Origin of the sequence: Tistrella mobilis, from assembly GCF_041468085.1 — a bacterium.
GTDB classification, from domain to species: domain Bacteria; phylum Pseudomonadota; class Alphaproteobacteria; order Tistrellales; family Tistrellaceae; genus Tistrella; species Tistrella mobilis_A.
This window is the reverse complement of record NZ_CP121015.1, coordinates 338,099-361,870: the sequence shown is the minus strand read 5'-3', so window position 1 is coordinate 361,870 and position 23,772 is coordinate 338,099. Positions and strand designations below refer to the sequence as shown.

Below are 23,772 nucleotides of genomic sequence, written 5' to 3'. Positions count from 1 at the left end.
GCATGGCCTGGTTCCACACCGCCGCCGGGCTGGTGATCGCATCCGACCGCCCCCTGCCGGTGGTGGCCGCGGCACCGGCCGTGCCCTGGCCTCCCACCGCCGATGTCGTCATCGCCGATGCGGCCGATCCGCCCGATATCGGGAGCGACGGGGATGCATCCGGGCCGAACTGGTGCATCCGCCGCTGGCGCGGGGATCGCGGGCTCTGGATGATCCGCGAGCCCGACGGCCGGGCGGTGTGGATGACGCGTCCGGACCGGCTGAACGTTTATGCGCCCGACCGGGTCTTGCGGGAGCTGGCCTGGACGACCGCCGCCAGTTCGGGCCTTGTCGCGGCCCTGCTGGTCCGCGGCCGGCTGCCGCTGCATGCCGCCGCCGTGGTGGTGGCGGGGCGGGCGATCCTGATCGCCGGCGCCAGCGGCCGCGGGAAATCGACCCTGGCCGCGGCACTCGTCGGGGCCGGCGGGCAGGTGATCGCCGACGACATGGCCTCGCCCGTGGTCGCCGACGGGCGGGTGACCGTCACCCCGGTTCTGCCGCGGCTGCGGCTGATGGCGGATGCGGCGCAGGCCCTGGGCTTCACCGGGCCGCCGGCGCCGGATGGCAAGATCCTGGTCGCGCCCGCGGCCGATCCGGTGCCCGATCCGGTGCCGGTCGCCGGGATGGTTCTGCTGGGCCAGCGGACCGACGGCCCGGCCCGGCTGACCCGCCGCGCCGCCCTTGCGGCACTTCAGGATATCCGCAGCCAGATCACCGGCGGCCCCCAGACGCTGCCGCTTTACGGCGCGACCGCCACCGTCTCGCAGGCGATGCTCGATCTTGCCCGCCACATGCCGGTGCTGACCCTGTCTCTTCCCCAGGGGCTCGACCGGCTGGGCGAGGTCGCCCGCGCCCTGCCGGGGATGATCGACCGGGGTGGAGAGGCGTCATGACCACGGCGGCAGGGTTGATGGCCGAAGGCCGGCGCCGCGCGCTGTCGGGCGGGCTGGACGAGGGCGTTCATCTGCTGCATCGGGCGCTGGCGCTTGATCCGGCGCCCGAGATCCGCGAGACGCTGACACGCATCCTGCGCTGGTCGCGGCGCTTCGACGAGGCCGATGCGGTGCTGGCGGCGGGGCTTGCCGACCGGCCGGATCATCCGGGCCTTCGGGCGCTGGCGGGGGAGGGGGCCCTGCGCCGGCGCCGCCCGACCGAGGCCGCGGCCCATGTCGCGGCGGCATCGGCGATGACGGCGGATCTGTGGCGCATCGCCGGCAGCGCCCGGCTGCTGCTGACCGATCCTGCCGGTGCGGTGGTGGCCTGGGAACGGGGACGAAGGCTTGATCCGGCCGACTGGCGGCTGGCGGGCAATATCCTCTATGCCGCCAATTGCGATCCGGCCATGACCACCGCCGGGCTGCGCCGGCGTCAGGATGCGGTCTTCGCCGGCATGTCCTGGCCGCGCCGGCCGGCGCCGCGGCCGCGGGCCGCCGATGGCCGGCTGCATATCGGCTATGTCGGCGGCTGTTTCACCAACCATGCCGCGGCGCGCGTGGTGCTGCCGATGATCATGGGCCATGACCGCAGCCGCTTCCGCATCACCTGCTATCCCACCCTGCCGGCCCCCGTCGATCCGCGGCTGTTGCAGCTGCGCCTGGCGGTCGACGGCTGGCGGGGCCTCGCCGGGCTGGACGATGCTGCGGCGGCGGATCTGATCCGGGCCGATGGCATCGATGTCCTGGTCGATCTTGACGGCCATGTCGGCGGCAACCGCATCGGGATCTTCGCCCGCCGGCCGGCCGCCCTTCAGATCCAGGCCTGGGGCTATCTGCCGGGCACCGGCCTGCCGGTGATGGACGGGCTGGTGACCGACCCTGTCCTGCTGCCGCCGGCCGAACGGGCCGATCTGCCCGCGTCGCTTGCCACGCTGGACGTGCCCTGCCCGACACTCGGCAGCCCGCTTGCCGCCCCGCCCGATGCCGATCCGCGGATCGGCGCCGATGTCGTGCGTCTGGGCTGTCCCGCGCGGCTGGAGAAGCTGCCCGACAGCCTGCTGGAGGCCTTCGCAGCCATCCTCGACGCCCGGCCCGCCACCGTGCTGGTGTTACAGGACGATCTTGTCCATGACCCGGCCATCGGCGCCCGGCTGGACCGCTGGCAGGATCGCCATCGGCTGGCGCCCGGGCGGGTCGAACGGCTGGCGCGGGGCGTGCCCGATTATCTCACGGTGATCCGCAGCCTGGATCTGGCGCTCGACACCAGCCCCTATTCCGGCGGGGTGGTGACGCTGGATCTGCTGTCCCAGGGCGTGCCGGTGGTCACCATGGGCGGTGGCCAGGCCTGTTCGCGCACCACCGCCTCAATTCTTGCCTGCCTGGGCCCCGACGGTCTGGTGGCAGAGGGGCGCGATGCCTGGATCGGCCGTGTGCTGGCCCTGATCGACGATGCAGAGGCCCGGCGCGCGCTCAGGGCCGAACTCCGCGCGACCCACATCCCCCGGCTGGCCGCGGCCAGCCCCGCCACCATCCGTGCCGTCGAGGCACAGCTCCTCAGCCTGGCCGGCGGCTGAGCGGCGGCGCGGCGCGTCCCATCCGGCGGCGATGGGCATGGGCCAGAGCCTCGGCGCTGCCGAAGCCGACCAGGCGCGCGGCTTCCTTTACCGTATGGCCGGCATCCAGATGGCGGCGGGCCTCGGCCAGCCGCCAGGCCGTCAGCCAGGCGGCGGGGCTGGTGCCGAGCACGGCGCGGAAGGCCGCCATGAAGGCGCTGCGCGACATGCCGGCGATCTCCGCCATCTCTTCCACCCGCCAGACCCGCTCCGGCGCCTCGTGCAGGGCCGCGAGCGTGCGATGCAGGCGGGGGTGGGACAGGCCGGCGAGCAGGCCCGGGGCAGTGGCGCCGTCGGCGACCGCGGTGCGCAGCAGCCGGATGACCGCGGCTTCGATCAGCCGCTCGATCATGCCGACGGCCCCGCAATGGGGGTCCTGCCATTCGGCGATCAGGGCGCCCAGAACCGCCGCCAGCCGCGGATCATGGCCGGCCGGCAGCTCGATCGTGTGATCGAGGGCGGCCAGCAGCGGATTGCCGGCGCTGCCGAAGGCAATTTCGGCCAGCAGCAATGCGGGGCGATCGGCGAGGGCGGGGCCGATATCCGCGGCATCGAACAGCGCCACCGGTGCGGCGGCGTCGCCGGCCAGCGCGAACTGTGCCGCGGGGCCCGGCCGGCCACCGTCGCGCAGCGCCGTGACCCGCAGCGGAAAGCGCCGCAGAAAGGCCGACAGCCGGTCGATGCGCAGGGCGCCCGCGGCTGTGGTGTCTTTCAGACTTTGGGTCAGATTTTCAGGACCATTCATGTCCTGAATTCTGGAAGGATGATTTCACCTCGTCAAGACATCCTGTCCATCCAAGGAGATTGCCCCATGCCGCTCACCCCCCGCGCGCCGGTGCCGGCGCTGGCCGTCGACACGCTGGCCCATGGCCGTTTCGACATCGCCACCGCCCGGCCGGAGCGCATGACCCTGATCGCCTTCTATCGCGGCCTGCACTGCCCGATCTGCATCACCCAGCTGAAAGAGCTGGAGCGGCTGGTGCCCGATTTCGCCGCCCGCGGGGTGGAGCTGATCGCGATCTCGTCCGATGATGCCGATCGCGCCCGGCAGATGGCCGAACGCGCGGGCGTTTCGGCCCTGCGTCTGGGCCATGGGCTGGACCTTGCCACCGCCCGGGCCTGGGGGCTCTATATCTCCGCCGGCCGCGGCACCACCTCGATCGGCATCGAGGAACCGGCGCTGTTCTCGGAACCGGGCCTGTTCCTGGTCCGCGCCGACGGCACGCTCTATTACATGTCGGTCCAGACCATGCCCTTCGCCCGGCCGCCGGCGAAAGAACTGCTGGCGGCACTCGATTTCGTGATCAAGGCCGATTATCCGGCCCGGGGCGAGTATCAGGGCGCGCTCTGAACGGAAGCGGTCTGAACGGAAGCGGCCCGGCCCCTGAATAAGGAGCCGGGCCGGGTCATGGATGCGACGCTGCCGTCAGGCGCCGGCCTCCGCCTTCGCCTTTTCCTGGTTGCGCAGGATGAAGCGCTGCAGCTTGCCGCTCGGCGTTTTGGGCAGCTCGTCGACGAATTCGATCTCGCGCGGATAGGCATGGGCCGACAGCCGGGCGCGGACATGGCGGCGCAGTTCCTCGGCAAGCTCGGGCGTCGGCTCGTAAGCCGGCTTCAGCACCACGAAGGCTTTCACGATCTCGGTGCGTTCCGGATCGGGCTTGCCGACCACGGCGGTCTCCACCACCGCCTTGTGCTCGATCAGCGCGCTTTCCACATCGAAGGGCCCGATGCGATAGCCCGACGAGGTGATGACGTCGTCCGACCGGCCGACGAAGGCGATGCTGCCGTCTTCGTTCAGCTCCACCGTATCACCTGACAGGTAATAGCGGCCGCGCAGCGACCTGGTCGGCATGTTCCAATAGCCCTGGAACCAGAATTGCGGCGAGTTTTCGCGGTCGACCGCCAGGATGCCGGGCTGGCCCACGGGCAGTTCTTCCAGCGTGTCTTCGTCCACCACCACGATGCGGTGGCCGGGCACGGCGAAGCCCGCGGCGCCGGCCTGGACCGGATGGTCCAGATCATGATGGTTGCACAGCACCATGCCGAGTTCGGTCTGGCCGTAATGATCGTGGATCACCGTGCCCAGATGTTCGGCGAACCAGCGGATCACCTCGGGGTTCAGCGGCTCGCCGGCGCTGGAGACGGCGCGCAGCCGGCCCTTCACCGGTGCCGCCAGCTCTGGCCCCGCCGCCAGCAGCAGGCGATAGGCGGTGGGGGCGCCAGCCAGATTGGTGACGCCCAGCTTCGCGATCAGCCCATAGGTGCTCTCGGCCGTGAACGGCCCGTCATAGAAGGTGGTGGCGATGCCGAGCGAGAGCGGGCCGGTGACGGCGTAATACAGGCCATAGGCCCAGCCCGGATCGGCGATGTTCCAGAACACGTCGTCGGCGCGCAGCCCCACCGCCAGCTGCATATAGCCCTTGAAGGCGGCGATCGCGCGCAGCGGCACCATCACCGGCTTGGCCGGGCCGGTGGTGCCCGAGGTGAACATGATCAGGAAGGGATCTTCGCCCTGGCGCATGACCGGCGCGAAATCCGGGCTCTGTGCGGCGAGTTCCGCGTCGAAATCCAGATCGCCGGCGCCGGCGCCGCCGCGGATGACCGCGATGGTCGCGGGCACGCTCAGCTCGTTCAGCTTGTCGCGGTTCTGGGCGTCGGTGACGATCAGCTTCGTGCCGGCGGTGGCCGTGCGGTGCTCGATGGCCTTGGGGCCGAAGGCGGTGAACAGCGGCTGATAAACCGCACCCGCCCGCCAGGTGCCCAGAATGGTGACCAGCAGTTCCGGCACCCGCGGCAGCAGCCCGCCCACCCGGTCGCCGGCACCGATGCCATGCGCCGCCAGCAGATTGGCGAAGCGGCCGGCGGCCTCCTTCAGCGCACCGAAGGTCATGGTGCCGCCATGACCATCGCGGCTTTCATAGCGCAGCGCCACGCGGTCGGGATCTGCGGCGGCATGGGCGTCGCAGCATTCCACGCAGGCATTCATCGCGGCAAGATCGCCGGCCAGCGACTGGCGCAGCATCGCTTCGAAATCGAAGCCCGCAGCCGCATCGGCCCAGGACTGGGTCATCGGTTATGTCTCCCCCGGTTCACGAGTGACGGTCCGCCGCTTGTTCCGCAGCGTGACGTTCCGGCCGAAGGTATGCACCGGGCCCCCAGTCGGCAATGGCCGTTCGGGTCACGCCACGCGATCTGTTGCGTCATATGGACCTTGGTCGGGGGGCGCGGGCTGCGGGGTCTGCTCCGCTCCGCGGCCATGAAACGACCGTTCGAATTATGTTGCCGCGGCCGGCGTCGCGGGCGAGGATATGCGCCACGACAAGAAACAGACCGGAGGATTGCGCCCGATGTCCGCTTCGCCGAAGCTGCCCGAGTTCCGGACCCTCGATTATGCGGTCGAGGACGGGGTCGCGATCGCGACCTTTAACCGGCCCGAGAAGATGAACACCTTCACCTCGGCCATGATGTACGACCTGCTGCACCTCTTCGACGTGACCGATGCCGACGACGATGTGCGGGCGGTGATCGTGACCGGATCGGGCCGGGCTTTCTGTGCCGGTGCCGATCTGGACAGCGGCGGCGATACCTTCGATTTCGATCGCCATGCCGGGCGCAAGAACCAGATCGCCGGCGTGCATCGCGATGGCGGCGGCCAGGTGACGCTGCGCATCTATGACAGCCTGAAACCGGTCATCTCGGCGGTGAACGGCGCCGCGGTGGGCGTGGGCGCCACCATGCAGCTGGCCATGGACATCCGGCTTGCCTCGACCGCCGCGCGTTTCGGCTTCGTCTTCGCCCGCCGCGGCATCACGCCCGAGGCGTGCTCGTCCTGGTTCCTGCCCCGGCTGGTCGGCATGCAGACCGCGCTGGAATGGGTTTATACCGGCCGGGTCTTCGGTGCCGACGAGGCGCTGAGCCGCGGGCTGGTGCGCTCGCTGCACGCGCCCGACGATCTGATGCCCGCCGCCCGCGCGCTGGCGCGCGAGATTGCCGACAACACCGCCCCGGTTTCGGTGGCGCTGGCCCGCCAGATGATGTGGCGTCTGCACACCGCCGATCATCCGATGGAGGCGCACCGCGTCGACAGCCGCGCCATCGTTTCGCGCGGCAAGACGGAAGACGTGACCGAGGGCGTGACCGCCTTCCTGGAAAAGCGCCCCGCCGCCTTCCCGGCGAAGGTCTCCACCGACATGCCCGATTTCTATCCCTGGTGGCCAGATCCCCGGTTTCGCTGATCCGCTCGCCGCCTTACGCCTCACGCCTCACCTCAGACAAGAGCGACGCCCGCCCGATGGCCGATACCGAAATCCTGTTCCGCCCCTTCGATCTGGGGCCCCTGCATCTGCCCAACCGCATCGTCATGGCGCCGATGACCCGGTCCTTCTCGCCGGGCGGCATCGTCAACGAGGATGTGGCGGCCTATTACCGCCGTCGCGCCGAAGGCGGGGTGGGGTTGATCATTTCGGAAGGCACCGGCGTCGCCCGGCCGGCCTCGCTCAACGATCCCAACGTGCCGCGCTTCTGGGGTGAGGCAGAGCTGGCCGGCTGGAAGCGGGTGATCGACGAGGTCCATGCCGCGGGCGGGTTGATGGCGCCGCAGCTCTGGCATGTGGGCTCGGCCCGCAACCCGATGACCGACTGGAAGGCCCCCGGGCCGATCGACAGCCCCTCGGGCCTGTCTTCCCCCGGCAAGCGCTTCACCGAGCCGATGACCGAGGCGGCGATCGCCGACACCATCGCGGCCTTCGCGCAGGCCGCCGCCGATGCGCAGCGCCTGGGCTTCGATGCGATCGAACTGCACGGCGCCCATGGCTATCTGATCGACCAGTTCTTCTGGTCGGGCACCAACGAGCGCAGCGACGGCTGGGGCGGCGCCACGCTGCCTGAGCGCAGCCGTTTTGCGGTCGAGATCCTGAAGGCGGTGCGCGCCGCGGTCGGCCCCGATTATCCGGTGATCATCCGCCTGTCGCAGTGGAAGCAGCAGGATTTCACCGCGCGTCTTGCCGCCACCCCCGACGAGATGGCCGCCTGGCTGGAGCCGATGGCCGATGCCGGCGCCGATGTCTTCCACTGCTCGCAGCGCCGTTTCTGGGAGCCGGAATTCGAAGGCTCCGACCTGAATTTCGCCGGCTGGGCACGCAAGCTGACCGGCAAACCCACCATCACCGTGGGTTCCGTCGGCCTCTCGGGCGAATTCGTCGCCGCCTTCCGCGGCGAGGGCTCGGAGCCTGCCTCCCTCGACGGGCTGGTCGAACGTTTCGAGCGCGACGAGTTCGATCTGGTCGCGGTCGGCCGGGCGCTGCTGAAGGATCCGGACTGGGTCGCCAAGATCCGCGACGGCCGCACGACCGAACTTCAGGCCTTCACGCGGGAGGCGCTCGGCACGCTTTATTGATCTGTCACGTTTCTTTCCCGTAAAGGATGCTGGCGGTGGCGGCGGAAAACCGTTTTGCTGGTGGGGTCCCTATGCTTCTCCCACCGCTGATCGGAGGTTGTCCGTGCTCAGGACCACCGTCTTCGCCGTCACGTCCTGTATTCTTCTGGCCGGCTGCGGAGGGGGCCGTTCCGACACATCCTCTTTCGCGCAGATGTCCGGCCCATGGTCGGCGCAATTCACCTGCGCCGACGGCTCGGCTCTGAAGGTTCGCTATGAACCCGATCATGCCGTCATCCGCACCAGTGACGGCGAAGCGCTGATCCTGCCGGCGGTGGAGGCCGGCCGCTATGAGACCAACCGCAACGCCCTGCTGCTCAGGGGCAAGGGGGCGGCCTGGATGGTCGCGGGGCGGGTGACCGACTGCACTGCGGCCTGATCATCCCGCGATCGATCCATCTCGGTGAGCATTTCAGGGCTGCGCCTGCGTCCGTGCCCCGGACCGGGTCTGCTGACCGGGGATCGCAAAAGAGGCTTCCGTTCATGTCATCCCTGATCTGCGGCCGCTCGGCCCTGCTCGTCATTCTGATCGGTATGACTGCCGGTTGTGCTGCTGAACGCGACCTGCCGCCACCTCTGCCGCTGGTGGCGAGCGAACCCTCTAAAGATGCACACAGCATCTACACGACGACTTATGTGTGCGATGATGGTGCCCGTCTCAACGTGCGCTTCATGAACGGGCCGACGCTTGAGGACAGCCGCGCGGTCGTGTCCGCCGGCGACGGCGCGCCTCTGGTCCTGCCGCAGAAGGTCGCGGCTTCGGGCATCTGGTATGCCACTCCCCGGCACGAACTCCGCGGCAAGGGCCGTGATGCCACCTGGACGGCCGACCGCCGTGCGGCCGTGCAATGCCGGGCGACGGAGTGATCCGGGTGTCATGTCTTACCGGGGCGGCGGGTGCGAAGGCGGTGCGGCTGGCGTACCGACCCTGCGGCATAACGACCATGGACCGGGGTTCCCCCGGTTGATATACCGTTCTGCGGAATTCGCCCCACCCGCAGACGGACAATACCCGTGAGCACTGAGCAGACCATCCGCGCCGCCGCCTTCCGTTCGAAGATCATGTCGGCCGATGATGCCGCGGCGCTGGTGCCGCCCGGCGCCAATGTCGGCATGAGCGGTTTTACCGGGTCCGGCTATCCCAAGGCGGTGCCCCAGGCACTGGCGCGGCGGATCGAGGCCGAGCATGCCGCCGGCCGGCCGTTCAGGATCGGGGTCTGGACCGGTGCCTCGACCGCGCCCGAGCTGGATGGCGCACTGGCCAAGGCCAGGGGGATCGAGCTGCGCCTGCCCTATCAGTCCGATCCGGTCTGCCGGGAAGAGATCAATAGCGGGCGGATGGAGTATATCGACATCCATCTGAGCCATGTGGCCCAGTTCGTCTGGTTCGGCTTTCTGGGCAAGCTGGATGTGGCCGTCATCGAGGTGACGGAAATTCTGGAGGACGGCACGCTGGTGCCCTCCACCTCCATCGGCAACAACAAGACCTGGATCGACCTGGCCGACAAGGTGATCATCGAGGTCAATGCCTGGCAGAACCCCGCGCTTCGGGGCATGCACGACATCTATTACGGCACCCGCCTGCCGCCGCACCGCATGCCGATCCCGATCCTGGCCGCCGGCGACCGGATCGGCCAGCCGGTGTTTTCGGTGGATCCGGCCAAGGTGGTGGCGGTGGTGGAAACCCACGGCCCCGACCGCAACACCGCCTTCTCCCCGCCCGATGCCACCTCGCAGGCGATCGCCGGCCATATCCTGGAATTCTTCGAACACGAAATCGCCCGCGGCCGCCTGCCGCGCGGCCTGCTGCCGTTGCAGTCGGGCGTGGGCAATGTCGCCAATGCGGTGATGGCGGGGCTGGGATCGGGCCCCTTCGAGGGGCTGACCGCCTATACCGAGGTGCTGCAGGACGGCATGCTGGAGCTGATCCGATCTGGCAGGATGACGCTGGCCTCGGCCACCGGCCTGTCGCTCAGCCCCGAGGCGACCCGGATCTTCAACGACGAAGCCGAGGCGCTGAAGCGGCATGTCGTGCTGCGCCCGCAGGAAATCTCCAACCACCCCGAGGTCATCCGCCGGCTGGGCGTGATCGCCATGAACGGCATGATCGAGGCCGATATCTACGGCAACGTCAACTCCACCCATATCCGCGGCACCCGGATCATGAACGGCATCGGCGGCTCGGGCGATTTCGCCCGCAACGGCTATCTGTCGATCTTCATGACCCCGTCCACGGCCAAGGGCGGCACGCTGTCGGCGATCGTGCCGATGGCGACCCATGTCGACCATACTGAACACGATGTTCAGGTGATCGTCACCGAACAGGGGCTGGCGGATCTGCGCGGCCTGTCGCCCAAGCAGCGGGCACGGGTGATCATCGACAACTGCGCCCATCCCGGCTTCCGCCCGGCGCTGAATGACTACTTCGCCCGCGCGCGGGCGGGTGCCGCCGGCCAGCACACGCCGCATCTTCTGGACGAGGCTTTCCGGATGCTGGCGCCGCGCGGCTGACGCGGCCAGGGCGGCGGACTAAGAATCGCCCGGATGTCGCGCGGCATCCGGGCGTTTTCGTGCGTGAAGAGGACCAACCGCGCATGTTTCGCGATCGCTGTGCGGCTTTGCAGGGTCCGGATGTTGCAATACTCATCTGGAAAACCATGCCCGGGGGGACTATTCCTGGGTCAGGAGTGACACGCCCCCTAAGAACGTCAGGCCGGAAAGAAACGCATGACCACCACCCCCGCCTTCGACACGATCATCGTCGGTGCCGGAACGGCCGGCTGCCTGCTCGCCAACCGGCTGAGCGCCGATCCCGGCCGCCGCGTGCTGCTGATCGAGGCCGGCGGCAAGGACGACTATATCTGGATCCATGTGCCGGTCGGCTATCTGTACTGCATCGGCAACAAGCGCACCGACTGGTGCTTCCAGACCGAGCCGGATGCCGGGCTGAACGGCCGGGTGCTGCGCTATCCGCGCGGCAAGGTGCTGGGCGGCTGTTCCAGCATCAACGGCATGATCTATATGCGCGGCCAGGCCCGCGACTATCGCCAGTGGTCGGAAATCACCGGCGAGGAGGCCTGGGACTGGGATCAGGTGCTGCCCTATTTCAAGCGCCACGAGGATCACCACAAGGGTGGCGACGAGTTGCACGGCCATGGCGGCGAATGGCGGGTGGAACGCCAGCGCCTGCGCTGGGACATTCTGGACGCCTGGGCGGAAGCGGCGGTGCAGGCCGGGCTGCCGGCGACCGGGGATTTCAATCGCGGCGACAATGAAGGCGTCGGCTATTTCGAGGTCAACCAGCGCAATGGCTGGCGCTGGAACGCCGCCAAGGCCTTTCTGCGCCCGGCGCTGAACCGGCCCAATCTGACGGTCTGGACCAAGGCCCAGGTGGCACGGCTGCTGACCGGCCGCGATGCCGACGGCCATCTGCGCTGCACCGGGGTGGAGCTGGTCCAGGACGGCCAGCGCAAGACCGTGACGGCGAAATCCGAGGTGGTGCTGTCCTCGGGGGCCATCGGTTCGCCGCAGATCCTGCAGCTGTCGGGCATCGGGCCTGCGGCCCTGCTGGCCCGCCACGGCATCGAGGTGGTGCATGATCTGCCGGGCGTCGGCGCCAATCTGCAAGACCATCTGCAGATCCGCTCGGTGTTCAAGGTGAAGGGCACGCGCACGCTCAACACCATCGCCGGCAATCTGATCGGCAAGGCCAGCATCGGGCTTGAATACGCGCTGAAGCGCACCGGGCCGATGAGCATGGCGCCTTCGCAGCTGGGCGCCTTTACCCGCTCGTCCCCTGAGAAGAACGCCGCCAACATCCAGTTCCATGTCCAGCCGCTCAGCCTGGATGCTTTCGGCGAGCCGCTGCACGATTTCGACGCCTTCACCGCCAGCGTCTGCAACCTGAACCCCACAAGCCGCGGCTCGGTCACCATCCGCAGCGGCCGGTTCGAGGACGCGCCGCTGATCGCGCCCAATTACCTGTCGACCGAAGAGGACCGCAAGGTGGCGGCGGATTCCCTGCGCGTCACCCGCCGGATCTGCGGCCAGTCGGCGCTGGCGCGCTTCCAGCCGGAAGAATGGAAGCCGGGCGTGCAGTACCAGACCGACGAGCAGCTGGCGAAGCTGGCCGGCGACATCGCCTCGACCATCTTCCACCCCGTCGGCACCACCCGCATGGGCCGGGCCGACGATCCGGATGCCGTGCTCGACCCGCATTTCCAGCTCCGCGGCATGCGCGGCCTGCGCGTGGTGGATGCCGGCGCCATGCCGACCATCACCAGCGGCAACACCAACTCGCCGACCCTGATGATGGCCGAGAAGGCGGCGGAGTGGATACGCGCCGGGGTGTGATCCACCGCCTCTGACCCGAGACCGACCGACTGTCCTTACGACCCGCCCCGGCGCTGCCGCGGCGGGTCGTTGCGTTTCGTCCGCCCGCCATTCCATCACGTATATGATACCGTCTTCACATCCACGATGAACATCTGGACGCCCCGGCATGGCGGCGCCTACAGTTCTTTCTGAACGATGCGGGTGCCGCAGCGATGCGTCACTGGCAGGCATCTCCCTGAAAATACGACAGATATCAACCCGGTCGCGCCAACGGCCGGGCAGGGGGAGATCATGCCTGTGCATGTGAGGCACCCATGATGGGATGCGATCCGCATCGGTACCAGACGCCGGTTCACGGCGCGGTCATGCCAGGAGGAAATGATGACGTTTTCACGCTGGGGAGCGGCCGGTGCCGGCGCCGTGCTCGCCTGGACGGTTGCCATGGGGGCCGCATATGCGGCGGATACCGTCGACTTCCGGATTTCGCTCGACACCTCGCCCACCCATGTCCGCACGGTCTGGGTGCAGGAATTCGCCGAGCGGCTGAAAGAGCAGTCCGGCAGCACGCTCAATGCCACGGTCTATCACAGCGGCCAGCTGTTCAAGGACGTGAACGTGGCCAAGGCCCTGCGTCAGGGCAGTGTCGAGATGGCCGTGCCGGGCAGCTGGGTGCTGGGCGGCTTCGAGCGCCGTTTCGACACCGCCACCCTGCCGATGCTCTATGGCCGCGGCCCTGACGACTATCACGCCATTTCCGATGGCGAGCCCGGCCGGCTGATCGCCGAGGGGCTTGAGGAGAAGCTGGACGTCAAGGTGCTGGGCAAGTGGTTCGACCTGGGCGCCAGCCATACCTATTTCGCCAGCCGCAAGGTCGGGACCTATGCCGACATGAAGGGGGCCAAGATCCGCTTCCCCGGCGGTGCCGGGCTGTCGGCCCGGCTGGAATATCTGGGCGCCACCCCGGTTCTGGTGCCCTGGCCCGATGTGCCGCTGGCGATGTCGCGCGGCAATTTCGACGGGCTGATCACCACCAATGAAAGCGTGAAGAGCGCCAAGCTTTGGGAATCCGGCCTCAAATACGTCTTCGAGGACTATCAGACCTTCGGCCAGTACATCCCGATGGTGGCCGGCGGCTTCTGGAAGACGCTGACCCCGGATCAGCAGCAGCTGATGACCCGGCTGTGGGACGAGGTCGCGACCGAGGAACGCGCCGCCGCCCTTGCCGCCCAGGAAGAGGCGGGGGAAGAGGCGAAGCGCCAGGGCGTGATCTTCATCACCCCCACCCCTGAAGAACGCGCCGACATCCGCCGGCAGATGATGCAGGCGCAGGACGAGATCGCGAAATCGATCGGCATCCCGGCCGATTTCGTGAAGATCGTCCAGGACACCCTGCCGCCCGACTGACCCCCGCCTCTCGCCCCCGCACCCGCACCGAGAGACGACCGTCAGCCCGGAGGCGCCCTTGAACCGCGTTCTGAAGCTCGTGGAACACGAGCTGGTCGGGCTCGTCGCGACCATCGCGATGCTGCTTGCGACCTGGCAGCTGCTCAGCCGCTATCTCTACCCGCCCGCCTCGACCCACTGGATCGACGAGGTGGTCATCTACCTGATCATCTGGGCCTCGTGCCTGAGCTTCAGCGGGCTGGTGGCGAGCAATGCCCATGTCCGTGCCGATCTGGTGCTGCGCCTGCTGCCGCCGCGGATGCAGCGGGTGGTGGAGGGCTTCAACACGCTGGCGGCACTGGTCCTGTGCGGCCTGCTGGTCTGGTTCGGCGGCCGGATCGTGTTCGACGCCTGGGATATCGGCGAGACCAGCCTCAGCGAACTGCAGTTCCCGATGTGGATCTACTACCTGGCCCTGCCGGTGGGGGCGGCGCTGATGGCGCTGCGCTATCTCGCCCGCTTCGTCGGCCTCATCACCGGCAGCATCGCCGGACAGGACGTGCTCGACGGGGGAGGCCATCTGTGAGCCAGGCGCTGTTCGGACTGTTCTTCGTCTTCCTCGGCGCCGGCATGCCGATCTTCGTGGTGCTGGGGCTGACCGCCGCGGTGCTGCTGGCGGCCGACGGATCCTCTCTGCTGCTGCTTGCCCAGAAGGTGCTGGACGAGCTGAATTCCGAGCTGCTGATGGCGCTGCCCTTTTTCGGCATGGCGGCGGTGTTCATGCAGCGCGGCGGCATCGCCCGCGCCCTGATCGACGTCTCCGCCGCCTGGATGGGTCGCCTGCCCGGCGGCCTGGGTGTGGTGGCGGTGGCCGGTTGCACCATCTTCGCCGCGATTGCGGGATCGAGCGTGGCGACGGCGCTCGCCATGGGCACGATCCTGGTGCCGGCGATGATCCAGCGGGGCTATCCGGCCTCGTTCTCCACCGCGCTGATCGGCACCGGCGGCACGCTCGGTATCCTGATCCCGCCCAGCCTGCCGCTGATCCTGTTCGCGATCATCGCCGAGCAATCGGTGCCGCGTCTGTTCCTGGCCGGCGTGGTGCCGGGCCTGCTTCAGGCGCTGATGCTGATCCTGTTCGTGATCTGGACCGCCCGCCGCAAGGGATACCCGCCCGAGCCGCGGATGAGCCGGGCGGAATTCGTCCGGGTCAATCTGAAGGCCCTGCCGGCCTTCGCGGTGCCGGTGATCGTGGCGGTCGGCATCTATGGCGGCTTCGTCACCGTCACCGAGGCGGCGGTGCTGGCGGCGCTGGTGGCGATGCTGGTGGGCATGACCGTCTATCGCGGCTTCACCCTTGCCCAGGCGCCCGCCGTGATGGGCCAGGCGGTCCGGTCTGCCGCCAGCATCATGGTGATCATCGCCATGGCGCTCGCCTTCGGCCATTGGGTGACCGAAAGCGGCGTGCCGGCGGCGGTGGTGGATTTCGTCACCCGCAACGACCTTTCGGCCTGGCAGTTCCTGCTGGCGATCAACCTGCTGCTGCTGGTGCTGGGCATGTTCCTGGAGGTGGCCTCGATCATCCTGATCGCGGTGCCGATCCTGATGCCGGTGGTGGCGGCGCTGGGCATCGACCCGATCCATTTCGCGATCGTGATCGTGGTGAACATGGAGATCGCGCTGCTCACCCCGCCAGTCGGGCTCAATCTCTACGTCCTCTCCAGCATTTCCAAGGTGCCGATCGGCGAGGTGATCCGCGGCATCTGGCCGTTCATCGCCCTGTTCGCGGCCTATCTGGCGCTGATCACCTATGTGCCCGCCCTGTCGCTCTGGCTGCCGGCCCTGGTCTATGGCGGCTGAGTTCCATCCCATTCCCTGTCGAGGAGACGAGATGATGATCGCGATCGACGGTGCCGGCGGCATCACCGGGGCGTTTACCCACCTGCTTGCCGGGCTCGGCACGAAGGCGATCGACGAAGAGGCGATGACGGTGGCCCGGCACTGCCTGCTCGACTGGATCGGCGTGTCCCTGGCCGCCCGGCACGAGCCGCTGGTCGACATCCTGGTCGAGACGGCCCGCGAGGAGGGCGGCGGTGGCGGTCTGCCGCTGCCCGGGCGGCCCGAGACCCTGCCGCTGACCCAGGCGGTGACGGTGATCGGTGCAATGTCCCATGCGCTGGATTATGACGACGTGCATCTGGCGATGCAGGGCCATCCGGGTGTGGCGGTGATTCCGGCGGCCTGGGCGCTGGCGCTGGCAGAGGGCCGGGACGGCGCCGCCCTCATCCGTGCCATCGTCGGCGGGTTCGAGATTGCCTGCCGGGTGGGCCTGCTGGTGGGGCCGTCGCATTATGCCCGCGGCTGGCATGCCACCGGCACGGTCGGCACCTTCGGGGCCATGGCGGCTTCGGCCCTGCTGCTGGGGCTGGACGAGGACCGCATCGCCCATGGCTTCGGCATCGCCGGCACCCAGGCCGCCGGGCTGAAGGCGGTGTTCGGCACCATGAGCAAGCCGCTCCATGCCGGCCGCGCCGCGGCGAACGGGCTGACCGCGGCCCGTCTCGCTGCCCGCGGCTTCACCAGCCATCCCGATATCCTGGGCGCGGCCCAGGGCTTCGGCGACACCCAGTCCGACGGGCTGAACGCCGAGGCGGCGCTTGCCCCCGCGCCGGGCTTCATGATCCGCGACACGCTCTTCAAGTACCACGCCGCCTGCTACCTGACCCATTCGGCGATCGAGGCGGTGCACAGCCTGGGGCGGATCCACCCCGATGCGGTGCGCCGCGTCGTGGTCCGGGTCGACCCCGGCCATCTGAAGGTCTGCAACATCCCCGCCCCGACCACGGGGCTGGAGATGAAGTTCTCGCTGCGCATGACCGCGGCGCTCGCCCTTGCCGGCGAGGACACCGCGCGCGAGGCGCTGTTTGCCGATGCGACCGCCGCCCGGCCCGATCTCGTCCGGCTGCGCGATGCGGTGACGGTCGAGCCCCGCGCGGCCCCGAGCAGCACATTGTCCGAAGTCGAGGTCGAGCTTGCCGATGGGGCCATCCGCCGTGCGGCTTTCGATGTCGGCGTGCCGGCGGCGGATCTCGACCGGCAATGGCAGCGGCTGTCCGCGAAATTCCTCGGCCTTGCCCGGCCGGTGCTGGGCGAAGACCGCAGCCGCGAGGTGCTGGGCCGGGTGCAGAGGCTGGATGCCCGCACGGATCTTGCCGCACTGGCCGGGCTTCTGGCCGCGTCCTGACCTCCCCAAGGAGTACCGAACGACATGAGCGACATCAAAGACAAGAGCGGGGATTTCCGGGAGCGGGCGATCCTGCTCGCCCGCGGCAACCGCTACGAGGATTTCGAGCCGGGGCGGGTGTTCGAGCATCATCTGGGGCGCACGCTGACCGAGGGCGACAACATCGCCTTCACCACGCTGACGCTTCATTACAACCCGCTCTATTTCAACGACGCCTTCGCCCGCGCCCATGGCCATGACGGGCTGGTGGCCAACCCGCTGCTGGTCTTCAACATCGTCTTCGGCCTGTCGGTCGAGGATCTGAGCGAGGGCGGCGGGCCGTTCCTCGGCGTCGACGAGCTGAGCTTCCGGCGCCCCGTCCGGGTCGGCGAGACGCTGCTTGCGCGCAGCCGCGTGCTGGACCGCCGCCAGTCGGACAAGTTCAAGGGCTACGGCATCGTGACCTGGGCGACCGAGGGCTTCACGCCCGAGGGCGAGACCGTCGTCACCTTCCAGCGTTCCAATCTCGTGAGGTACCGGCAGTGAACACGCATCCCGAAACCGGCGGCTACATGACCGAGGATCGCCGGATGATCCAGCAGTCGGCCCGCGATTTCGCGATGCGCGAGGTGCTGCCGGTCGCCAACCGGCTGGATCCCGAGCAGGGCGACATCCCCATGGCGCTGCGCGACAAGATGGCCGAGATGGGCTATTTCGGCATCACCATCGACGAGAAATACGGCGGTCTGGGCCTCGGCTGTTTTGAATACTGCCTGGTGGCCGAGGAACTGGCGCGCGCCTGGATGAGCGTCGCCAGCATCATCGCCCGCGGCAACGGCATGATCGGCTTCGATGCGATGAGCGAGGCCCAGCGGGCGGAGATCATGCCCCGGGTCGCATCGGGGCAGTATCTCGGCGCCTTCTCGATGTCGGAACCCAATGCAGGGTCCGACGTCGCCAATATCAGCTGCCGGGCGCGGCGCGACGGCGACGACTGGCTGATCACCGGCAATAAATACTGGTGCACCTTCGCCGATGGTGCCGATTACATCATCGTGATCGCCCGCACCGACCCCGATGTCGACCCGAAGCGCCGCCACAAGGGGTTGTCGATCTTCCTGGTCGACAAGCCGCGCGGCCAGCTGCCGCCGGGCTGCCAGGGCAGCCCGATCCCGAAGATCGGCTATTTCGGCTGGAAGACCTGGGAACTGGCCTTCGACGACTGCCGGGTGCCGGCCTCGGCCATGGTGGGGGAAGAGGGCAAGGCCTTCTATGCCGTGACCCACGGGCTTGAAAAGGCACGCGCCCATACCGCCGCCCGCGCCATCGGGCTGGCCCGCGCGGCGCTGGAGGATGCCACCGCCTATGCGCAGGAGCGCATCCAGTTCGGCCGGCCGATCGGCGATTTTCAGGCGATCCGCTTCAAGCTCGCCACCATGGCGACCGAGATCGAGGCCGCCCGGCAGCTGATGTATTTCGTCTGCACCGAGATCGACAGCGGCCGGCGCTGCGACAAGGAGGCGGCGATGGTGAAGTATTTCGCCTCGGAAATGGCCGAGCGGGTCACCAGCCAGGGCCTGCAGATCCTGGGCGGCGCCGGCTACACCAAGCTGCATGCCATGGAGCGCCACTGGCGCGACGCGCGGCTGACCAAGATCTTCGAGGGCACCTCCGAGATCCAGCAGCGCATCATTTCCGACCATCTGCTCGGACGCTGAGGAGGCGGACATGTTGAGCACGCTCACCGCATCGTCGAAATATTTCGAGGACTTCACCCCCGGCGAGGTCTACCGCCATGCCCGCGGCAAGACCGTCACCGAGATGGACAACGTGATGATCACCAACATGGTGATGAACACCGCCGAGGGCCATTTCAACGAACACCTGATGAAGGGCAGCGAGATCTTCGGCCAGCGGGTGGTGTTCGGCGGCATCAACATCTCGATGGTGATCGGCCTCGCCGCCCAGGACACCGCCGCAAATGCCATCGCCGAACTCGGCATGGACAAGATCCGTCTGCGCCATCCGGTCGTGCATGGCGACACGCTCTATGCCTATAGCGAGGTGCTGTCGGCCGAAGCCGCCGCCGACCGCGAGGATGCCGGGGTGGTGACCTTCCGCCACTGGGGCGTCAACCAGGACGACAGGCTGGTCTTCCAGGGGGAGCGGCGGGTGCTGATCAAGCGCCGCAGCCATTGGGGGGAGAAATGAACGCCGCTCCGGAGGCCGGCCTTGCGGGCGCGCTTGCCGGGCTCAAGGTCATCGACCTGACGGTGATGCTGGCGGGGCCGTTCTGCACCATGCTGCTGGCCGATCAGGGCGCCGATGTGATCAAGGTGGAACCACCCGAGGGCGACCATACCCGCACCGTCGGCCCCTTCATGCCCGATGACGGGCTGCGCGCCTTCGGCGGCTATTTCCAGAGCGTCAACCGCAACAAGCGCAGCATCGCGCTGGACCTGAAGAGCGCGGCCGGCCGGGCCGATTTCCTGAAGCTGGTCGCAGGCGCCGATGTGGTGGTGGAGAATTTCCGCACCGGCGTGATGGACCGGCTGGGCCTCGGCTACGAGACGCTGGCCGCCGTCAACCCCCGGCTGGTCTATGCCTGCCTGCGCGGTTTCGGCGATCCGCGCACCGGCGCCAGCCCCTATGTCGACTGGCCGGCCTATGACGTGGTCGCCCAGGCGATGGGCGGGGTGATGGGCATTACGGGACCGGCGCCCGACCAGCCGCTGAAGGTGGGGCCGGGCATCGGCGACACGGTGCCGGCCACCATGCTCGCCTTCGGCATCCTGGCGGCGGTGCGCCATGCCGACCGCACCGGCCGGGGCCAGTTCGTCGACATCGCCATGTACGACGCCATCCTGGCGCTCTGCGAGCGCATCGCCTTCCAGCATTCCTATGCCGGCGTGGTGCCGCATCCCGAGGGCAACGGCCATCCGCTGCTCTGTCCCTTCGGCCTGTTCCGCGCCGCCGACGGCTGGGTGTCGATCGCCTGCCCGCAGGACCGGTTCTGGCGCGATCTCTGCACCGCCATGGGCCGACCGGAGCTTGGCAGCGATCCGCGCTATGCGCTGAACAACGACCGGGTGGTTCACCGCGCCGAGGTGATCGAGGCGGTGACCGCCTGGACCACCACCCGCAGCAAGGCCGAGCTTGGGGCGGCGCTCGGCGGGCTGGTGCCCTTCGGCCCGGTCAATGATGCCGCCGACATCTTCGCCGACCCGCATGTGGCGGTCCGCGAAATGCTCCAGCCGGTCGACCATCCGGGATCCGCCCGCCAGGGCATGATCGCCGGTGTGCCGCTGCGCATGACCCTGACCCAGGGCCGGGTGCGCGCCCGTGCACCGCTGCTCGACGAACATGCGGGCGATATCCGCACCGAATTCGGCCTTGCGGCCCTGTCGTGACGCCCTTCGTTCCGACGACCCAGAACCAGGACCTGACACAATGACCGACAGCCTGACGACCCGCCCCCGCCGCCTGCGCCGCAGCCAGCTGAGCGTGCCCGGCAGTAGCGAGAAGATGATGGCCAAGGCGGCGGGCTCGGCCGCAGACCATGTCTTTCTCGACCTGGAAGATGCGGTGGCCCCGAATGCCAAGGTGGCGGCACGGTCGAAGATCGTCACCGCGCTCCGCGAACTCGACTGGGGGAACAAGACCCGCTGCGTGCGGATCAACGATCTCGGCACCGCATACGCCTATGAGGACGTGATCACCGTGGTCGAGGGCGCGGGCGCGCATCTCGACACCATCATGGTGCCGAAGGTGAAGACCGCCCATGACGTGATGTGGATCGACATCCTGCTCGGCCAGATCGAGCGCAAGCTGGGCCTTGCCCGCCGCATCGGTGTCGAAGTGCTGATCGAAGAGGTGGAGGGCATGATGAACATCGATGCCATCGCCGCTGCCTCGCCCAGGCTGGAATGCCTGATCTTCGGCATGGGCGATTATTCGGCCTCGCAGGGCATCGACATCGGCAGCGCCTTCGGCCCGTCGGGTTATCCGGGCGACATCTGGCATTATCCGCGCTACCGCCTGGCGATCGCGGCCCGCGCCCATGGGCTGGATGCGGTCGACGGTCCCTTTGCCGATTTCCGCAACCCGGACGCCTATCGCGAGGAATGCCGTCGGGCGATGACCCTGGGCTGCGTGGGCAAATGGGCGATCCATCCGGCCCAGATCGAGCCGGCGCTGGAGGTGTTCTCGCCCTCGGCCGATGCGGTCTCCCGCGCGCGCAAGCTGGCCGCCGCCTATGCCGAGGCCCAGGCCCGCGGAGAGGGGGCGGTGCAGGTGGACGGCGTGATGGTCGACGTCGCCTCGATCCGTATCCTGCAGAACGTCATCGACAAGGCGGAAATGATCGGGATGTGATGCGGGCAGGGGCATGCCGGCCGGCATGCCCCGCCACCTGGCCGTCTCATCTTGAAGGGGAGAACCCTCCATGGCCGAAGGCGATGGTGTCGTCAAATCCGCGGGCCGGGTGCTGGGCCTGCTTCAGGTCTTCGCCGAACATCGCCGGCCGATGCGGGTGTCGGAGATCGCCCAGGCCATGGGCATCCCGCAATCCAGCACCTCGATGCTGCTGAAGACGCTGACCGCCATGGGCTATGTCAGCTTCGATGCCGAGGCCAAGGCCTTCCGGCCGACCCTGCGTGTGGCCCTGCTCGGCGCCTGGCTGAACGAAGAGTTCGCGACCGAAGGCAGCGTCGACGAGATGATGGTCGAGATGGTCCGCGCCACGGCCGATTCGGCGATCCTGGCGGTGGAGAACGGGGTCTGGTCGGAATACATCCATGTGGTGCAGTCCGAGCAGGACCTGCGCTATGCGCTGCGGCCGGGCACGAGGCGGCCCTTGCCCGCGACCAATCTGGGCCGGGTGCTGCTGGCGGCCAAGCCCGATGACGAGATTGAGCGGATCGTGCGCCGGATCAATGCCGAGGCGGCGGCGGGCGATCGTCGGTTCGACATCGCCGCAACGCTGGAGGCCGTGCACGGGATCCGGCGCGACGGCTATTCCTTCGCCCATAACCTGATCTCGTCCGGGGCCAGCGTCATCGCGCTGCCGATGCCGGTTCCGGCCGGCTACAAGCCGATGGCGATCGGCATCGGCGGCCCGACCGACCGGCTGGTGCGCGGGCGGGAGATGATCCTGGCCGAAATGCGCCGGCTGCTGTCGCAGTATCTGGGGGGCTGAGCCTTGCCCGCGCTGCTGCCGCCGCTGCTGGTGACCCTGATCGCCCATACCGTGCTGTCGCTGTCGGCGGCTTCCGTGCCGGTGCTGATGCCGATGATCGCCGGCACCGATGCCGCGGCGGCGATCGGCTCGTTCACCGCCGTGCTCTATGCCAGCGCGGCCTTCACCTCGCTTGCGACCGGCCATCTGATCCAGCGCATCGGGCCGGTCGCCGCCATTCAGATGGCGCTCTTCGCCTGTGCCGCCGGCGTGCTGCTCTGCCAGATCGGCAGCCTGCCGGCGCTGATCGGCGGGGCGGTGCTGATCGGCATCGGCTACGGGCCCGTCACGCCGGCCGGATCCTTGCTGCTGAGTTTCACCGTGCCCGTGCGCCGTTTCGGGCTCGCCTTTTCCATCAACCGCACCGGTGTGCCGGGCGGCATTGCGCTGGCCGGTCTCATCCTCCCCCGGACCGGCCAGGCCTTCGGCTGGCATCTGTCGCTGGCCGGCATCGCCGGCACCGCCCTGGCAGCCGCCCTGGCCCTTGGGGCAGGGCGGTTCCTCGACCGTCCCATCCGCCGTCCGCCCCCCTCCGGACAGCGGACGGGACGGTCTCTTGTCTCTGGCCTGGCCGCCAATCTGGTCCATGTCCTGACCGATCGGGCGGTGGCCCCGCTCTCGCTCGCCTCTGTGGTCTATCTGGGGGCGCAGAGCTGCCTTGCGGCCTTCCTGGTCGCCTTCCTGATGGGACCGATGGGGATGGGCGCGGTAGAGGCGGGGGCCCTGCTCGCCGCCGCCCAGGCGGTCGGCATCGGCGCCCGGCTGGTGCTGGGCACGATATCCGATCGTCTGCCGTCGCGACTGGCGATGGTGGGGCTGATCGGGCTGGTGATCGCGCTGGCCGCCGGGCTGACCGCCGCGATGTCCCCCGGCTGGCCGGGGATCATCGTGACCGCGGTCGTCCTGCTCTACGGTGCCTCGGCGCTGGGCTGGAACGGGGTGGTGCTGGCGGCGCTCGCCCAGGCGGCGCCCCGGGACCGGGCGGCGGAAATCTCCGGCGCCTCCACCGCGGTCGCCTATGCCGGCGCGGTCGCCGGCCCCGGCCTCTTCGCCCTGGTGCTGGAGGCGGCGGGCTTCGCCGCCGCCTTTGCCACCGTGGCCGGGATTGCGGCGCTCGCCGGGCTGGTCATTCTGTACCGGGGGTCATCAGCTTCGGTCGCGGATCGACGGTCGAAAAGGTGCCGCGACCGATGACGCAGACCTCGCCCGCATCATCGGTGATGGTGACGTCGGCGACGCCGATCGCCTTGCCCAGCCGGCGCACCTCGCCGCGGGCGGTCAGGCCGGTCCTGCGCGGTGCCTGCATATAGTCCACCCGAAGGTTGATGGTCGGCGTCGGATAGCCGGTCATCACCGAACAGGCCATGGCACCGGCGACATCGATCAGCGCCGCGGTGACGCCGCCGTGATAGTTGCCGGCTTTCGCGAAGATGGTATAGGCCGGATCGAAGGCCAGTTTCAGCACCACCACGCCCTTTTCCGCGTCGGCCTCCACCGGCTCCACCTTCAGGAATTTGTGGTATTCGGCCGAGGCGACCAGGGATTTCAGATCATCGAAGGTCATCGGGGGT

23 protein-coding genes are annotated in these 23,772 nt (G+C 68.6%); 20 read left to right on the top strand and 3 right to left on the bottom strand.

The annotated features are described in order from the left end of the window. Positions 1-2: 2 nt before the first annotated feature. Positions 3-932 (top strand): hypothetical protein, encoded by a 930-nt coding sequence (locus tag P7L68_RS04425; protein ID WP_371999352.1) that lies wholly within the window; start codon positions 3-5, stop codon positions 930-932. After that, positions 929-2,548, top strand: a complete 1,620-nt coding sequence (locus P7L68_RS04420; protein WP_371999350.1) for an O-linked N-acetylglucosamine transferase — start codon at positions 929-931, stop codon at positions 2,546-2,548. Before P7L68_RS04425 ends, P7L68_RS04420 begins: the two co-directional genes overlap by 4 nt. Here the strand turns inward: P7L68_RS04420 and P7L68_RS04415 are convergent. Further along, positions 2,529-3,332: an AraC family transcriptional regulator gene (locus P7L68_RS04415; RefSeq protein ID WP_371999348.1), complete on the bottom strand. Its 804-nt coding sequence runs from the start codon at positions 3,330-3,332 to the stop codon at positions 2,529-2,531. The genes P7L68_RS04420 and P7L68_RS04415 overlap by 20 nt on opposite strands. A gap of 66 nt (positions 3,333-3,398) precedes the next feature. Between P7L68_RS04415 and P7L68_RS04410 the strand changes: the two genes are divergently transcribed. After that, positions 3,399-3,938, top strand: coding sequence for a peroxiredoxin-like family protein (locus tag P7L68_RS04410; protein WP_371999347.1), 540 nt, complete (start codon positions 3,399-3,401; stop codon positions 3,936-3,938). A gap of 75 nt (positions 3,939-4,013) precedes the next feature. On the opposite strand, the gene P7L68_RS04405 is transcribed toward P7L68_RS04410, so the two are convergent. After that, positions 4,014-5,660 carry an AMP-binding protein gene (locus P7L68_RS04405; protein ID WP_371999345.1) on the bottom strand — a complete coding sequence of 549 codons (1,647 nt, stop codon included), beginning with the start codon at positions 5,658-5,660 and terminating at the stop codon, positions 4,014-4,016. Between the two features lie 277 nt (positions 5,661-5,937). On the opposite strand from P7L68_RS04405, the gene P7L68_RS04400 reads away from it, so the two are divergent. The 17 genes from P7L68_RS04400 to P7L68_RS04320 all read left to right on the top strand — a co-directional run bounded on the left by P7L68_RS04400 (position 5,938) and on the right by P7L68_RS04320 (position 23,395). Beyond that, positions 5,938-6,825: a crotonase/enoyl-CoA hydratase family protein gene (locus tag P7L68_RS04400; RefSeq protein ID WP_371999343.1), complete on the top strand. Its 888-nt coding sequence runs from the start codon at positions 5,938-5,940 to the stop codon at positions 6,823-6,825. A 56-nt stretch (positions 6,826-6,881) separates the two neighbouring features. After that, complete coding sequence (locus tag P7L68_RS04395) at positions 6,882-7,985, top strand: NADH:flavin oxidoreductase (RefSeq protein ID WP_371999341.1); 1,104 nt, start codon at positions 6,882-6,884, stop codon at positions 7,983-7,985. Positions 7,986-8,088: 103 nt separating this feature from the next. After that, positions 8,089-8,403: a hypothetical protein gene (locus P7L68_RS04390; RefSeq protein ID WP_371999339.1), complete on the top strand. Its 315-nt coding sequence runs from the start codon at positions 8,089-8,091 to the stop codon at positions 8,401-8,403. Positions 8,404-8,507: 104 nt separating this feature from the next. Beyond that, positions 8,508-8,891, top strand: coding sequence for an MliC family protein (locus P7L68_RS04385; protein WP_371999337.1), 384 nt, complete (start codon positions 8,508-8,510; stop codon positions 8,889-8,891). Between the two features lie 147 nt (positions 8,892-9,038). After that, positions 9,039-10,535, top strand: coding sequence for an acetyl-CoA hydrolase/transferase family protein (locus P7L68_RS04380; protein ID WP_371999336.1), 1,497 nt, complete (start codon positions 9,039-9,041; stop codon positions 10,533-10,535). Positions 10,536-10,751: 216 nt separating this feature from the next. Beyond that, positions 10,752-12,377 carry a GMC family oxidoreductase gene (locus P7L68_RS04375; RefSeq protein WP_371999335.1) on the top strand — a complete coding sequence of 542 codons (1,626 nt, stop codon included), beginning with the start codon at positions 10,752-10,754 and terminating at the stop codon, positions 12,375-12,377. Positions 12,378-12,740: 363 nt separating this feature from the next. Continuing rightward, the gene (dctP, locus tag P7L68_RS04370; RefSeq protein ID WP_371999333.1) at positions 12,741-13,763 is read left to right on the top strand and encodes a TRAP transporter substrate-binding protein DctP; all 1,023 of its coding nucleotides are present in this window, start codon (positions 12,741-12,743) and stop codon (positions 13,761-13,763) included. Between the two features lie 58 nt (positions 13,764-13,821). Then, positions 13,822-14,328 (top strand): TRAP transporter small permease, encoded by a 507-nt coding sequence (locus P7L68_RS04365; protein WP_371999331.1) that lies wholly within the window; start codon positions 13,822-13,824, stop codon positions 14,326-14,328. Continuing rightward, positions 14,325-15,602 carry a TRAP transporter large permease gene (locus P7L68_RS04360; protein ID WP_371999330.1) on the top strand — a complete coding sequence of 426 codons (1,278 nt, stop codon included), beginning with the start codon at positions 14,325-14,327 and terminating at the stop codon, positions 15,600-15,602. Before P7L68_RS04365 ends, P7L68_RS04360 begins: the two co-directional genes overlap by 4 nt. A 31-nt stretch (positions 15,603-15,633) precedes the next feature. Next, entirely contained in the window at positions 15,634-16,986 is a 1,353-nt protein-coding gene (locus P7L68_RS04355) for an MmgE/PrpD family protein (protein WP_371999328.1), read from the top strand. Positions 16,987-17,010: 24 nt separating this feature from the next. Continuing rightward, positions 17,011-17,511 carry a MaoC family dehydratase gene (locus tag P7L68_RS04350; protein WP_371999326.1) on the top strand — a complete coding sequence of 167 codons (501 nt, stop codon included), beginning with the start codon at positions 17,011-17,013 and terminating at the stop codon, positions 17,509-17,511. A 26-nt stretch (positions 17,512-17,537) separates the two neighbouring features. Next, positions 17,538-18,683, top strand: coding sequence for an acyl-CoA dehydrogenase family protein (locus P7L68_RS04345; RefSeq protein ID WP_322108094.1), 1,146 nt, complete (start codon positions 17,538-17,540; stop codon positions 18,681-18,683). A 10-nt stretch (positions 18,684-18,693) separates the two neighbouring features. Then, entirely contained in the window at positions 18,694-19,176 is a 483-nt protein-coding gene (locus tag P7L68_RS04340) for a MaoC family dehydratase (protein WP_371999324.1), read from the top strand. Continuing rightward, the gene (locus P7L68_RS04335; RefSeq protein WP_371999322.1) at positions 19,173-20,375 is read left to right on the top strand and encodes a CaiB/BaiF CoA transferase family protein; all 1,203 of its coding nucleotides are present in this window, start codon (positions 19,173-19,175) and stop codon (positions 20,373-20,375) included. Before P7L68_RS04340 ends, P7L68_RS04335 begins: the two co-directional genes overlap by 4 nt. A gap of 40 nt (positions 20,376-20,415) precedes the next feature. After that, positions 20,416-21,339: a CoA ester lyase gene (locus tag P7L68_RS04330; RefSeq protein WP_371999321.1), complete on the top strand. Its 924-nt coding sequence runs from the start codon at positions 20,416-20,418 to the stop codon at positions 21,337-21,339. Between the two features lie 70 nt (positions 21,340-21,409). After that, positions 21,410-22,162: an IclR family transcriptional regulator gene (locus P7L68_RS04325; RefSeq protein ID WP_371999320.1), complete on the top strand. Its 753-nt coding sequence runs from the start codon at positions 21,410-21,412 to the stop codon at positions 22,160-22,162. 3 nt (positions 22,163-22,165) lie between these two features. Beyond that, positions 22,166-23,395, top strand: coding sequence for an MFS transporter (locus tag P7L68_RS04320; protein ID WP_371999319.1), 1,230 nt, complete (start codon positions 22,166-22,168; stop codon positions 23,393-23,395). Here the strand turns inward: P7L68_RS04320 and P7L68_RS04315 are convergent. Continuing rightward, positions 23,328-23,765, bottom strand: coding sequence for a PaaI family thioesterase (locus tag P7L68_RS04315; protein WP_371999317.1), 438 nt, complete (start codon positions 23,763-23,765; stop codon positions 23,328-23,330). The genes P7L68_RS04320 and P7L68_RS04315 overlap by 68 nt on opposite strands. Positions 23,766-23,772: the final 7 nt, after the last annotated feature.

Bases quoted from the DNA above. Each gene is read 5' to 3' on its own strand.
- P7L68_RS04425 (WP_371999352.1), top strand. From the start codon at position 3: ATGGCCTGGTTCCACACCGCCGCCGGGCTGGTGATCGCATCCGACCGC.
- P7L68_RS04420 (WP_371999350.1), top strand. From the start codon at position 929: ATGACCACGGCGGCAGGGTTGATGGCCGAAGGCCGGCGCCGCGCGCTG.
- P7L68_RS04415 (WP_371999348.1), bottom strand. From the start codon at position 3,332: ATGAATGGTCCTGAAAATCTGACCCAAAGTCTGAAAGACACCACAGCC.
- P7L68_RS04410 (WP_371999347.1), top strand. From the start codon at position 3,399: ATGCCGCTCACCCCCCGCGCGCCGGTGCCGGCGCTGGCCGTCGACACG.
- P7L68_RS04405 (WP_371999345.1), bottom strand. From the start codon at position 5,660: ATGACCCAGTCCTGGGCCGATGCGGCTGCGGGCTTCGATTTCGAAGCG.
- P7L68_RS04400 (WP_371999343.1), top strand. From the start codon at position 5,938: ATGTCCGCTTCGCCGAAGCTGCCCGAGTTCCGGACCCTCGATTATGCG.
- P7L68_RS04395 (WP_371999341.1), top strand. From the start codon at position 6,882: ATGGCCGATACCGAAATCCTGTTCCGCCCCTTCGATCTGGGGCCCCTG.
- P7L68_RS04385 (WP_371999337.1), top strand. From the start codon at position 8,508: ATGTCATCCCTGATCTGCGGCCGCTCGGCCCTGCTCGTCATTCTGATC.
- P7L68_RS04375 (WP_371999335.1), top strand. From the start codon at position 10,752: ATGACCACCACCCCCGCCTTCGACACGATCATCGTCGGTGCCGGAACG.
- dctP (WP_371999333.1), top strand. From the start codon at position 12,741: ATGACGTTTTCACGCTGGGGAGCGGCCGGTGCCGGCGCCGTGCTCGCC.
- P7L68_RS04355 (WP_371999328.1), top strand. From the start codon at position 15,634: ATGATGATCGCGATCGACGGTGCCGGCGGCATCACCGGGGCGTTTACC.
- P7L68_RS04350 (WP_371999326.1), top strand. From the start codon at position 17,011: ATGAGCGACATCAAAGACAAGAGCGGGGATTTCCGGGAGCGGGCGATC.
- P7L68_RS04345 (WP_322108094.1), top strand. From the start codon at position 17,538: ATGACCGAGGATCGCCGGATGATCCAGCAGTCGGCCCGCGATTTCGCG.
- P7L68_RS04340 (WP_371999324.1), top strand. From the start codon at position 18,694: ATGTTGAGCACGCTCACCGCATCGTCGAAATATTTCGAGGACTTCACC.
- P7L68_RS04335 (WP_371999322.1), top strand. From the start codon at position 19,173: ATGAACGCCGCTCCGGAGGCCGGCCTTGCGGGCGCGCTTGCCGGGCTC.
- P7L68_RS04330 (WP_371999321.1), top strand. From the start codon at position 20,416: ATGACCGACAGCCTGACGACCCGCCCCCGCCGCCTGCGCCGCAGCCAG.
- P7L68_RS04325 (WP_371999320.1), top strand. From the start codon at position 21,410: ATGGCCGAAGGCGATGGTGTCGTCAAATCCGCGGGCCGGGTGCTGGGC.
- P7L68_RS04315 (WP_371999317.1), bottom strand. From the start codon at position 23,765: ATGACCTTCGATGATCTGAAATCCCTGGTCGCCTCGGCCGAATACCAC.